Consider the following 13,361-nt stretch of genomic DNA (forward strand, 5'->3'; position numbering starts at 1 on the left):
TGTCTCTTTAGCTGATATTGCAAAGAGAGTATCTTTAATCACAGCAACCATTGTCTGTCAAGTACAAATTTACCTCCCTACGGTACATTTGGCCTTGCAAACGCCCCTCTCCTCTGCTAGTCTCCTCTATCCTGAGGCTACATCCAGCCTGTCCAGAATAGTAGCTTTTCCACTTCCAATACCTCAATTTATCAACAAAAATCCAGTTATTCACACCTGTTGACAACCATGTGTATAACTGGTCCCCGAGACTACCCTCTATGGAAGATGTTTGGCTCCAGGCACAATCCAATCTGGCCAAAGTGCTCACGCACCAGACCTTCACCACCTGGATAGAGCCGATCAGGTTCGCCGGAGCCCATAAGAATACTCTCCTCCTGGAGGCCCCCAACCAGTTCATCAGGGACCGGGTCAGAGAGAGCTATCTTCCCATGATCCTCGAATCGGTCCGCTCCCTCACCGACTCCCACTTCCAGGTTGAACTCCAGGTGGCGGCCCGGCAACAGGAAAAGACCGCGAAAAGCCCACGCAAAAGCCATACAGAGGATGAGCTCGGGCCCGTTGAGTCGGAAAAATGCGCGCCTGCCGAATTTTCCACCAATCTGAACGCCAAGTATACCTTCGACACCTTTGTCTGCGGCGGGAGCAACCAGTTCGCCCATGCAGCGGCCCTGTCGGTGGCCAACAACCCGGCCGGCAAGTACAATCCACTTTTCATCTACGGCGGCGTGGGTCTGGGGAAAACCCATCTCCTGACGGCCATCGGCAACCAGGTTCTGACCAAGAACCGCAAGGCCCGGGTCTGTTTCTACACCTCCGAGAAATTCATGAACGAGCTCATCAATTGCCTCCGTTACCAGAAGATGGAGCAGTTCAGGAACAAGTTCCGCAAGATGGACCTCCTCCTCATCGACGACATCCAGTTCATCGCCGGCAAGGAACGGACCCAGGAAGAGTTTTTCCACACTTTCAACGCCCTCTACGAGTCACACAAGCAGATCGTGGTCACCTCGGACAAGTTTCCCAAGGACATCCCCGGCCTGGAGGAACGGCTCCGCTCCCGCTTCGAGTGGGGACTCATCGCCGACATCCAGCCCCCGGACACCGAGACCAAGGTGGCCATCCTCAGCAAGAAGGCCGATTCCGACGGCATCCGCCTTCCGGACGACGTGGCGCTCTTTCTTGCCTCCAGCGCCAGCACCAACGTGCGGGAGCTGGAAGGGATGCTGATCCGCCTCGGCGCCGTGGCGAGCCTCACGGGAAAGAACATCACCCTTGACATGGCCCGGGAGGTTCTGAAAGACATCATCGTCGACAAGACCAAAGAGGTCACCGTGGAGATGATCCAGAAGTATGTGGCCGACCACTTCAACATCAAGGTGGCGGAGCTTAAGTCGGACAAGCGCCTCAAAGCGCTGGTGGTGCCACGCCAGATCGCCATTTACCTCTGCCGCGACCTGACCAAGGCCTCGTACCCGGATATCGGGGAGAAATTCGGAGGGAAGGACCACTCGACCATCATCCACTCGGTGAAGAAGGTGGACAAGCTCCTCTCCCAGGATTTCGAGCTGAAAAGCACCATTGAGACCCTGCGCAAGGGGCTGTTGAACTAAAGGGGACAACCCTGTGAATGGAGGGACCCTTTGTGGACAACCTTCCTATCCTTGACCGTCCGCTCCGGGATAACCCGGCAGCCGTCAACAGGGAAGTACTGATAAAAATTGTGTTACTATCGTGAGTTACCGGGTTATCCCCGGATCCACAGCCCCTATTGCTTCTACTAAGCTTTAAAAAAGCATAAACATACTAATCTGCATCTGTTGACAAGGAGGAGCGATGGAATTCAAGATCGACAAGGAAACCTTCTCCCGGGCTCTCCAGAAGATCCAGGGAATCGTCGAAAAGAGGAACACCATGCCGATCCTCTCCAACGTCCTTATCGAGGCCCATGCCGATCGGATCGAGCTGACGGCCACGGACCTGGAAGTGGGAATGAAGAGTTCCTACGAGACGACTGTGACCCGGGAGGGACGAATCACCGTTTCGGCCAAGAAGCTCTACGAGATCGTCAAGGAACTCCCCGAGGAAGCCATCTCTTTCGCCACCAAGGAGAACGACTGGGTGGAAATCCGCTGTGGCAAGGCCCATTTCAGCATCGTCGGCCTTTCCCCCGAGGAGTTTCCCTATTTCCCCAAGGTGAACGAAGAGAGCCTGATCCGGATCGAGGGGGCGCTCCTGGCCGACATGATCGAGAAGACCGCCTACGCCATCTGCTTCGACGAGACCAAGTACAACCTGAACGGCACCTTCGTGAAGGCCACCGTTGAAGATGATAAACCGATTCTCCGGATGGTGGCCACCGACGGCCACCGCCTCTCCATCGCCGAGAAGGAATTCCACGGGGCCGTGGGGCCCGAGATGGCCAAGGGGGTCATCTTCCCCAAGAAGGGTATCTTCGAGCTCAAGAAGATCTGCGAGGAGGCGACCACCGAAGAACTGGCCCTCGGCTTCATGGACAACAGCGCCGTCATCAAGAAGGGGAACACCGTGGTGGTGATGCGGCTCGTGGACGGTGAGTTCCCCGACTACACCCGCGTAGTCCCCGTGGCCAACGACAAGATCGTGACCGTGGCCCGGGATCCGTTCCTCCACTCCCTGCGGCGGATGTCGATCCTCTCCAGCGAGAAGTTCAAGGGGATCCGGATGGAGATCAACGGCGAGCAGATGATCATCTCCTCCAGCAACCCTGAACTGGGGGAAGCGTCGGAGGAACTGGACGCGGCCTACAGCGGCCCTCCCCTTTCCATCCGGTTCAATGCCAAGTACCTCCTGGACGTCCTGGCGGTCCTCAACGAGAGCGAAGTGGCGCTGGTCCTCCGGGACGAGCTGTCGCCGGCCATCGTGAAACCGGCCGCGGTCGACGGTTTCACCGCGGTGATCATGCCGATGCGGCTGTAGGAAACAGTAACCGGCAGGCACGGAAGGCGAAGGCCCCTCCCCGGGAGAGGCCTTTTGCCGTTCTTTCGGCTATAGAAACACCATGTTTGTGACGAAGATCCAGATCAGTTCCTTCCGGAACATCGCCGCGGCGGAGATCCGCTTCGACCGGCGCTTCAATGTCCTCCACGGCGCCAACGGCCAGGGGAAGACCTCGGTCCTGGAGGCCATCTATCTCCTGGGGACCATGAAGTCGTTTCGCCTCGCCAAGACCCCTGATCTTGTCAGCTGGAACACCCCCCATGCGCTCCTGCGGGGATGGGCCGAGCGGGACGGGGTCGGCAGGGAGATCGCCCTCTACCTGGGGAAGGAAGGCCGCAAAGCGAGGGTCGACCAGAAGCCGGTGACCCGGCTCGCCGATTTCTTCGGCAACGTGAACGCCGTGGTCTTCTCCCCCGAGGAGATCGCCATGGCCCGCAGCGGCCCGGACCTCCGGCGCCGCTACCTGGACCGGGCCATCTTCAGCGGAGATCTGGGGTACCTGCTCCTCCACCACGAGTACCACCGGCTCCTCAAGCAGCGCAACGCCCTGCTGAAGCGGGGAAGCCGGGAAGGGCTCGATATCTGGACCGGACAGCTGGCCGAAGCGGGTACCCGGCTCATGGTAAAGCGGATGGGATACCTGGCCGAGATAGAGCCGCTGGTGCAACGGTTCTACCGGGAGATTGCCGGGGGCGAGGAAGAGGCGGGGCTTGCCTATCGTCCCCACCTCACTACCCCCGACTTGGTGAGTCGGGAGGGAACGGACGCGCTTCTGGCTCTCTTCGGGGCCCATGAGGCGGAGGAACTCCGCCGGGGAACCACCGTGGTGGGCCCCCACCGGGACGACGTGGACTTCGTCCTGAACGGCCGGGTGATCCGCACTCACGGCTCCCAGGGGCAACAGCGCAGCTTCGTCCTGGCCCTTAAGATGGCGGAGATCGAGTACCTGGAGCGGCTCAACGACGCCCCGCCGGTGCTGCTCCTGGACGACATCTCGTCGGAGCTGGATCCGCAGCGCAACGCGAATCTCATGACCTTCCTCCGGGAAAAGCGGATGCAGGTTTTCATCACCACCACCGATGTTTCAACCCTCCGCCTGGCGGGGATTGCAACCCACGCGTCCTTCCACGTTTCACGTGGAACGGTGACGCCTTTATAGAGGGAGAAGTATGGCTGACGAACTGAACAACGATTACGGAGCGGACAAGATCAAGGTCCTTGAGGGGCTCGAAGCTGTTCGCAAGCGCCCCGCCATGTACATCGGCTCAACCGCGAGCCAGGGGCTCCACCATCTGGTCTACGAGATTGTCGATAACTCCATCGACGAGGCCCTGGCCGGCTACTGCAACGAGGTGAACGTCACCATCCACCTGGACGGCTCCATTACGGTGGTGGACAACGGCCGGGGTATTCCCACCGAGATGCATCCCACTGAAGGGAAACCGGCGGCGGAGGTGGCCCTTACGGTTCTCCATGCCGGCGGTAAGTTCGATAATACGTCATACAAGGTGTCCGGCGGTCTCCACGGGGTCGGCGTATCGGTCGTTAACGCCCTGTCGAAAAAGCTTGAACTGGGAATTCGCCGTGACGGGAAGGTGTTTCAGCAGTCCTATGCCTACGGAGCACCGCTGACTCCCCTGGAAATTGTGGGGGAGACCAAGAAACGGGGAACCAGAATCACTTTCCTCCCCGACGACACCATCTTCGAGACCACGGAATTTTCCTTCGATATTCTTTCCCAGCGGCTGCGGGAGCTGGCCTTCCTGAACGCCGGGGTGCGGATCACCATCTCCGACGAGCGGGAAGAGGGTAAACACCACGACTTTCACTACGAGGGGGGAATCGTCTCCTTCGTGGAGTACCTGAACCGGAACCGAACCGTGCTCCATCCGAAACCGGTCTACTTCCGGGGTGAGAGGGCGGGGATCGACATGGAGATCGCCATCCAGTACAACGACTCCTACGACGAGAAGGTTTTCACCTTTGCCAACAACATCAACACCCACGAGGGTGGTACCCACCTGGTGGGGTTCCGGGCGGCACTCACCCGCTCCATGAACTCCTACGCCGCGGCCAACGAGCTGACGAAGAAGGAGAAGGTCTCCATCTCCGGCGAGGATCTGCGGGAGGGGCTCACGGCGGTAATCTCAGTCAAGATTCCCCAGCCCCAGTTCGAGGGGCAGACCAAGACCAAGCTTGGGAACTCCGAGGTGAAGGGGTTCGTGGAATCCCTCATGAACGAGCAGCTGGCGGTCTTCCTGGAGGAGAACCCGAAGATCGCCAAGGACATCATCGGCAAATCCATCGAAGCGGCCCGGGCCAGGGAAGCGGCCCGAAAGGCCCGGGAGCTGACCCGGCGTAAAAGTGCCCTGGACATCTCCAGCCTCCCCGGCAAGCTGGCCGACTGCCAGGAGCGGGACCCGGCCCTCTGTGAGCTCTATCTCGTCGAGGGTGACTCCGCCGGCGGCTCCGCCAAACAGGGACGGGACCGGAAGTTCCAGGCGATCCTGCCGCTCAAGGGGAAGATCCTCAACGTGGAGAAAGCCCGGTTCGACAAGATGCTCTCCTCCCAGGAGATAGGCACCCTGATCACGGCCCTGGGTACCAGCATCGGCAAGGAAGACTTCGACGTGGCGAAGCTCCGCTACCACCGGATCATCGTCATGACCGACGCCGACGTGGACGGCTCCCACATCCTGACGCTGCTTCTCACCTTCTTCTTCCGGCAGATGCCGGAGGTGGTGGAGCGGGGGCACCTCTACATCGCCCAGCCGCCGCTCTACAAGGTGAAGCGGGGCCGCAAGGAGCTCTATCTCCGCAACGAGGCGGCCATGCAGGCTTACCTCCTGGAGGAGGGGACCGAGGATATGGTCCTCTTCCTGGAGAATGGCGAGAAGACCTACACCGGCAAGCAGATCATCCCGATTCTCAAGCAGCTGGTGGAGTACCGGACCATTCTGGACAAGGTGGTGCGCAAGGGGATCAATGAGGAGCTCATCCGGGTCTTTCTGCGGCTCGGGGTCAAGGCCGGCATCGAGGACATGGAGCAGCTGGTGCCGTACCTGGCGAACATCTCCCGGGTCTACGAGGGGGGTGATTCCAGCCCCCTGGACGACGGGCGGGCCATCGTGCGGCTCGGCAACCTCCGGATTGCCCTGGACCAGCACACTCTCGACATCATCGGATCCTACGAGTACGGGCTCCTGGCCGAAAGCTTCCGGAAGGTCAGGGAGATGTTCGGCGACGGCCGGGCCGTGGTCTCCAGCGAGGGGAAGGAGCTCTTCGCCACCGCCATCGGGCTCGACCTCCTCTCCTTCTTCATGGACTCCGCCAAGAAGGGGCTCTCCATCCAGCGCTATAAAGGTCTCGGCGAGATGAACCCGGACCAGCTCTGGGAGACGACCATGGAGCCCACCAACCGGACGCTCCTCCAGGTGAAGATCGAGGACGCCATCGAGGCCGACACCATCTTTACCATCCTCATGGGAGACCAGGTGGAGCCCCGCCGGGACTTCATCGAGAAGAACGCCCTGAACGTGTCGAACCTCGACATCTGATGACCGATATTAGTAATTATCCGAGGAAACAGAATGCTTGAACAGACCCTGAACAAGACTGCCGTCAATATCGAAGACGAGATGAAACGCTCGTACATGGACTACGCCATGAGCGTCATCATCGGCCGGGCCCTCCCCGACGTGCGGGACGGCCTGAAGCCGGTGCACCGGCGTTGCCTCTACGCCATGTACGACATGGGGAACGATTACAACAAGCCCTACAAGAAGTCGGCCCGGGTGGTCGGTGACGTGATCGGTAAGTACCACCCCCACGGCGACACGGCGGCCTACGACACCATCGTCCGGATGGCCCAGGACTTCTCCCTCCGCTACCCCTTGGTGGATGGCCAGGGGAACTTCGGCTCCGTGGACGGCGACTCGCCTGCGGCCATGCGGTACACCGAAATCCGGATGGAGCAGCTGGCCCACGAGCTCCTGAACGATCTGGAGAAGGAGACTGTTGACCTGGGGTTCAACTACGACGGCTCCCTCACGGAGCCGCTGGTGCTCCCCTCCAAGTTCCCGAACCTCCTGGTGAACGGCTCTTCGGGGATCGCCGTCGGCATGGCCACCAACATCCCCCCCCATAACCTCTCGGAGGTCATCGACGGGATCATTGCCACCATCGGGAACCCGCACATAAGCTTCGAGGAGCTCCTGGCCCTGGTCCCCGGTCCCGATTTCCCCACCGGCGGGTTCATCTACGGCCGGGAGGGGATCCTCCAGGGGTACCGGACCGGCCGCGGCATCGTCCAGATGCGAGCCCGGGCCAGCATCGAAACCCACAAGAAGACCGAGCGCCAGTCCATTGTCGTCACCGAGATTCCCTACCAGGTGAACAAGGCGAACCTCATCACCAAGATCGCCGAGCTGGTGCGGGAGAAGAAGCTGGAGGGGATCAGCGACATCCGCGACGAGTCCGACCGGGACGGGATGCGGATCGTCATCGATCTCAAGAGGGACGAGAATCCCCAGGTGATCCTCAACCACCTCTACAAGCAGACCCAGATGCAGACCTCCTTCGGCATCAACATGCTCGCCATCGTGGCGGGACGGCCGAAGGTCCTGACGCTTCAGGACGCCATCGGCCACTTCATCGACCATCGCCGCGAGATCGTCACCCGGCGCACCATCTTCGATCTCAAGAAGGCCGAGGCCCGGGCCCACATATTGGAAGGCTACAAGATTGCTCTCGACTGGCTCGACGCGGTCATCGAGCTGATCCGGGGGTCAAAGACCCCGGCCGAGGCCCGGGAAGGGCTCATGTCAGGCCTCTTTTCCGACGAGGAGTGGCTCCAGAAGATGGGGCTCCCCCTGCCGGCCATCCACAGCCAGTACCAGAAACCGGTGCGCCTCACCGAGGTCCAGGCCCAGGAGATCCTCAACCTGCGGCTCCACCGCCTCACGGGTCTGGAGCGGGACAAGATCCTCCAGGAGTACGAGGACATCCTCAAGTACATCGCCCGTCTCAAGGAGATCCTCGCCTCCGAGGCGGAGATCCTCAAGATCATCGTGGGAGAGCTGCGGGAACTGAAGGAAAAGTTCGGCGACGAGCGCCGCACCGAGATCGTGGACCGGAGCGCCGAGATCTCCCTGGAGGACACCATCGTCGAGGAGGACGTGGTGGTCACCGTCTCCCACACCGGCTACATCAAGCGGACCGCCGTCTCCCAGTACCGTTCCCAGCGCCGGGGGGGGAAGGGGAAGACCGGCATGAAGACCAAGGAGGAGGATTTCGTCGAGCACCTCTTCGTCGCCTCCAGCAAGGACTTCATGCTCTTCTTCACCGACGCCGGCAAGGTCTACCAGATCAAGGTATACGAGATTCCCGAGGGGGGGCGCGCCACCCGTGGCAAGGCCATCGTCAACCTCCTGAACCTCCAAGAGAACGAGCAGATCACCGCCATCCTCTCGGTGAAGGGGTTCGACGACGAGCGAAACATTCTCATGGCGACCCGCCTCGGGGTCGTGAAGAAAAGCCCCCTGCGGGAGTACGCCAACATCCGGAGCGGCGGGATCATCGCCGTGAACCTGGACGAGGAGGACAAGCTCATTGCCGTGGCCCTCACCGACGGGCGGCAGGACGTACTCCTGGCATCCAGGAACGGCAAGTCGATCCGCTTCCACGAGGAGGACGCCCGTCCCATGGGGCGCGTGTCGCGCGGGGTGCGGGGAATGACCCTGGAGGACGACGACGTGGTGATCGGCATGGAAGTCATCAACCCGAGCGCCACCGGTTCAACCATCTTCACTGTCACCGAGAACGGCTTCGGCAAGCGGACCGAGCTGGACGAGTATCGGGTCCAGTCCCGGGGGGGCAAGGGGATCATCACCATCAAGACCACCGAGCGCAACGGCTGCGTCGTGGACATCATGCAGGTGACCGACGAGAACGACCTCATGCTCATCACCGACCAGGGGAAGATCCTCCGGATACCGGTGGCCCCCTTCTCGGTCATCGGCCGCAACACCCAGGGGGTCAGGCTCATGACCGCCGAACAGAACGAGCGGATCGTGGCCGTAGCCAAGCTGGCCGAAAAGGATGAGGGAGATGAGGGGCCCGACAGCGGCGATGACCTTCCCGAGGCGGAGGTTGTCGAGGAGTAGCCGCGACGGACAGCGGCCCGAGACCGGATGATGCGTATTTTCCGGCCGCGGGTCCCTGGTCCCCGGTTCCCGCCTATGAAAAGTAATCGCAGCATCGACACGAGCCTCCGGGAGCGCCACACGATCCTGAACCTCCTGGAGGAACTGACAAGAGAGACCGTCACCACCGACGAACTGACCAGGATCGGCACCACGCTAAGGGCGGCGGGACGCCGGGCCCTTTCTCCCCTCTTCCGGCGCCTCTGGCGGGAGAAGAACGAAGCGGTCATCTCCCGCTACACCACGCTCCTGAGCTTCTTCGAGGATGACGGGTGGCTGGAGCAGCTGATCCAGGTGGCCCTCACCCGGAAGGACTTGGAAGGACCGGCCCGGTCGGCCCTCATCCAGGCACTGGCCGGCTATGGGGTGGACGTGTCAGCCCCCCCCTTCGCCCAGGCCGTGGACGGGAGCGGAGGCTCCCTTCGGCTTGCGGTTCCCCGGCTCCTTGACCGGGGGGAGGAAGGGCTCATCGTTTTCATGGAGGAGTTCGCCGCTTACGGCCTGGAGGCCCAGAAGGCCATCGTCCGGGAGCTTTGCTTCGTGGACGACCCCCGGGTGGTGGACCTCTTCGGGGTCCTCCTGGCGTTTGACGAGCCGGATACCCACCGGGAGATCATTGAGACCCTGGGGAGGGTCAGGTTCCCCGGGGCTGCGCGTCTGCTTCGGCGTTATCTGGCCGAAGCGCACGAAGAGCACCGTTCCCTGGCCGAGCGGAGCCTGCGGAGGCTGGGGTTCCTGGGGGTCGACGCCGGCGACGGCGGGGCGGAACCGCAACTGCCGTTCCATGCCACGTGGGCGAGTCCCCCCGATGCAGCAGGACTCAGCTGCCTCCTGGTGGCACGCTGGACAGCGTCCAATCGTCTCGACGTTCTCTTCATGGAGCTCCACGAGACCGACGGGATGCGGGATGCCTGGGGATGGAGCGGCCTGACGCCGGACGAATACGGGGATATCGTGCGGGAAAACGCCGTGGAAGAGACCCTGGTGGCGGTGGACCCGGGCTACGCGGCCGATCTGATCGGGGATGCCTTGGAGCGGAGCCACGCGAGCGGCTTCTACCTCCCCCCCGAGTTCTACGTGCGGCAGCGGATCCTGTCGGGGCTCGACGTGACCCCGCGCCCCTACGTCCCCTCCTTCGGGGGGATGGAACTGGCCGGGGCAGACCGCCCTGATGTGGTGGCCGGGAGCGCCGGGCTCCTGGACGACTGGTTCTTTGACGGCTGGTTCTTCTTCGACAGCCGGACCCGGCTTCTGGCCGACGAGCTGGAGCGGTTCGGCGACGAACCCTTTGCCCGGGAGGACGAGGCGGCCGTGGACCGGTTCCTGGAGCAATGGTGCAGCCAGGAAGTGGCCCCCCGCTTGGAGCGGATCGTCCGGCGGCTCTTCCTCACGGCCGACCTCATGGTCCGCGCCGGCCGGGAGGAGCACCCGGTGGCCCAGACCGTGGCCTGCGCGGTGAGCCTCTCCCGGGGGATCATCCCCCTTCACCGGCACCCCTTCCTGCGGCGCTGGCTCCTGGAACTGATCGGCATGGTCCGGGAGGCCCGGGCCGAAGGGTACCAGTTCCCCCCCACCCCCTGGGACGACGAGGATGGGGAGTGGGATTAAGCGCAAAAGCTATTTGAAACACTGAGCAACAGAGCAACGGAGTAAAATCTGAGAAACAAACCCTGAAATTTTAATTGATTGCATTAGTAGGGAACAGGCAGGATGTTTCGAAAAAGGGTGTTTTCTCAGTTGCTCAGTTGCTCAGTTGCTCAGTGTTATTAGTTGGTTAACTGTTGAGTGCCACGACATCGTGGACAACTTTTTGTGCCATGACATCGTGGACACTCATCTGAATCACCGCAGTTTGTAATCGAATTCCTCGACCTGATTTTTATCCAGGAAGAGTTTCAGTTTCTGTTCTTTGACATCGATAGTCGCCACCACGTATTCAAGCGCTGTCTCCGGTGGAACCGAGAAGCATTCGCCGAAGATGTTCAGCTTCAGGTCACTGCGGATAAGGCGGACAGCATGATATTTTCCGACTTCTGGCTTCTTCAGGCGATGCCTGGGAGGTTCATCCTCAGTCGGGAACCTCAGTTGCACATGCGAGGTGGCCAGTGCTTTCAGCGGCGTACTCCCCTTTAGCTTGCTGTAGCGATACTTGCTGTTGTGTCGCTGCTCAAAGGTCAGTGAGCCGACTTTCAATTCCTCTTCTGAAGTCATGATGACTTTGCCGAGGAACCGTTGTTGGTACCGGTCGTTGAACTTTTCGATCATGCCGTTTCTCCATGGTTCAGCCATGGGTATGAACCATGGTTCGACATCGTTATGCAGGCAAAGACGAATCAGTGGTCCCATGCCGCGGGGATGTGTCGGGCTGCCGAAGAATGACATGGCATTGTCAACCTGGAGTCGTTCTGGGATGCCTAGTCGTTTCCAGACTTCCCACAAACCGTCAATGACCATCTGACCAGCTTTGGACCGAGATGAGTGCAACCCGCACCTGACGGTTGCTGTATCGACAACATTCAGGCTGTAGAAGCGAATTGGCCCTGTCAGATAGCATGGACCAACGAGATCAGCTTGGTGCGTCTGGTTCGGCAACGCTGACGGCAGAACTGGGTAAAGCGTCCCTTTGGCTTCGTATTTGCCGGTGCGCCGATGTGTCAGTTCATTCCTTGCAAGAATCCGATTGATGGTTCTGGTAGAAGGCAACGGCTTGACACCCAGGTCCTCCAACTCCCACAGGATGGCCTGTGCACCACAGAACAAGCCCTTGTTGTAGAGATTGAGGCGAACCATTTTGACGATTTCTTCAATCTCTGCCGTTGTACGGTTCGGCATGGATTGTGGGCATCGGGATCGCTCGTCACTCCATACAGGGTCATCTCCATTCTGGCGAGCAACCCATTTGTATAGCCAGGAACGAGACTTGCCGAGTGATGTGCAAATTGATTCCGGGGTTTCGCCGTTTCTGAACCGTTGAACGGCCAACACCCGAAGCTGCTTGTTTTTATCTTCCATGAACACCTCCGAGTTTGATGTGGTGTTCACAGAATGCCGTGGCGACTATTCGATTGTCAGAGAACTTTGTCTACGATGTGCTGGCACATTTTTCTGTCCACGATGTCGTGGCACTCAACAGTTAACAAACATGAGCGAGGGACTGTCCATGGGCGAAAAGATCGGAGTCATCGGCGCGGGGAGTTGGGGAACAACCCTGGCAAATCTTCTGGCAAAGAAGGGGCTGGATGTCACCCTCTGGGCCTATGAGCCGGAGCTGGTGGCGGAGATGCGGGCCACGCGGGTCAACACCCTCTTTCTCCCTGGCACGGAACTCGCTGCCGGCCTCGCCTTCACCAACTCTCTTGAGGAGGCGGCAGCGGGGAAAGATGTGCTGGTTCTCGTCTCCCCCTCCCAGGTCATGCGGAGCGTCCTGACGCAGCTCGCTCCCCTCCTGAAGCCCGGGGTGACGCTGGTGAACGCTTCCAAGGGGATTGAGCTCGATACCCTCATGACCATGGACCAGGTATGCGGCGCCGTCCTCCCCCCCGCAGTCGCCGGACGCTTCTGCGTCCTCTCGGGCCCAAGCTTTGCCCGGGAAGTGGCCCAGGAGATGCCGACGGCGGTGGTGGCGGCCTCCGCCGACCTCGAGGCTGCGGCCCAGGTCCAGCGCCTCTTCACCGCTCCCTATTTCCGGGTCTACACCAACAGCGACGTGGTGGGGGTCGAGATCGGCGGGGCCCTCAAGAACGTCATCGCCCTGGCCGCGGGGATCTCCGACGGCCTGGGGCTCGGCCACAACACCCGGGCCGCCCTCATCACCCGGGGGCTCGCCGAGATGAACCGCCTCGGCCGCGCCATGGGGGCGGATCCGGCCACCTTCGCCGGGCTTGCCGGCATGGGGGACCTGGTCCTCACCTGCACCGGCGACCTCTCCCGCAACCGGACCGTGGGGATGAAGCTGGGCCAGGGGATGCGCCTTGCGGAGATCCTCGGTGAGATGCGGATGGTGGCCGAGGGGGTGAAGACCGCCGAGTCGGCCTGGCGTCTTGCCAGCCAGATGGGGGTCGACATGCCCATCACCGAGAAGGTCTACCAGGTGCTCTACGAGGACAAGCCGGCACGGCAGGCGGTCCTTGAACTCATGACCCGCGACCCGAAGGCCGAGCGGGGGTAGGAACCCGAGTC

Annotated in this window: 8 protein-coding genes; 7 read left to right on the top strand and 1 reads right to left on the bottom strand. The window is 61.0% G+C overall.

Annotated features, from left to right (window positions below; genetic code table 11):
• Positions 1–260: 260 nt before the first annotated feature.
• The 6 genes from dnaA to GMET_RS00030 all read left to right on the top strand — a co-directional run bounded on the left by dnaA (position 261) and on the right by GMET_RS00030 (position 10,790).
• Positions 261–1,613, top strand: coding sequence for a chromosomal replication initiator protein DnaA (gene dnaA, locus GMET_RS00005; RefSeq protein ID WP_004513720.1), 1,353 nt, complete (start codon positions 261–263; stop codon positions 1,611–1,613).
• Positions 1,614–1,836: 223 nt separating this feature from the next.
• A complete protein-coding gene (gene dnaN, locus GMET_RS00010) occupies positions 1,837–2,958 on the top strand; it encodes a DNA polymerase III subunit beta (protein WP_004513721.1) in 1,122 nt (373 codons plus the stop codon).
• 82 nt (positions 2,959–3,040) lie between these two features.
• A complete protein-coding gene (gene recF, locus GMET_RS00015; protein ID WP_004513722.1) occupies positions 3,041–4,138 on the top strand; it encodes a DNA replication/repair protein RecF in 1,098 nt (365 codons plus the stop codon).
• 10 nt (positions 4,139–4,148) lie between these two features.
• A complete protein-coding gene (gyrB, locus tag GMET_RS00020; protein ID WP_004513723.1) occupies positions 4,149–6,536 on the top strand; it encodes a DNA topoisomerase (ATP-hydrolyzing) subunit B in 2,388 nt (795 codons plus the stop codon).
• Between the two features lie 33 nt (positions 6,537–6,569).
• A complete protein-coding gene (gyrA, locus tag GMET_RS00025; RefSeq protein WP_004513724.1) occupies positions 6,570–9,143 on the top strand; it encodes a DNA gyrase subunit A in 2,574 nt (857 codons plus the stop codon).
• Positions 9,144–9,218: 75 nt separating this feature from the next.
• Positions 9,219–10,790 (top strand): HEAT repeat domain-containing protein, encoded by a 1,572-nt coding sequence (locus GMET_RS00030; RefSeq protein WP_011365615.1) that lies wholly within the window; start codon positions 9,219–9,221, stop codon positions 10,788–10,790.
• Between the two features lie 234 nt (positions 10,791–11,024).
• On the opposite strand, the gene GMET_RS00035 is transcribed toward GMET_RS00030, so the two are convergent.
• Entirely contained in the window at positions 11,025–12,194 is a 1,170-nt protein-coding gene (locus tag GMET_RS00035) for an IS481-like element ISGme9 family transposase (RefSeq protein ID WP_011365616.1), read from the bottom strand.
• A 148-nt stretch (positions 12,195–12,342) separates the two neighbouring features.
• Between GMET_RS00035 and GMET_RS00040 the strand changes: the two genes are divergently transcribed.
• Complete coding sequence (locus GMET_RS00040; RefSeq protein ID WP_004513773.1) at positions 12,343–13,350, top strand: NAD(P)H-dependent glycerol-3-phosphate dehydrogenase; 1,008 nt, start codon at positions 12,343–12,345, stop codon at positions 13,348–13,350.
• Positions 13,351–13,361 lie beyond the last annotated feature (11 nt).

It is taken from the genome of Geobacter metallireducens GS-15 (assembly GCF_000012925.1).
Lineage (GTDB): Bacteria > Desulfobacterota > Desulfuromonadia > Geobacterales > Geobacteraceae > Geobacter > Geobacter metallireducens.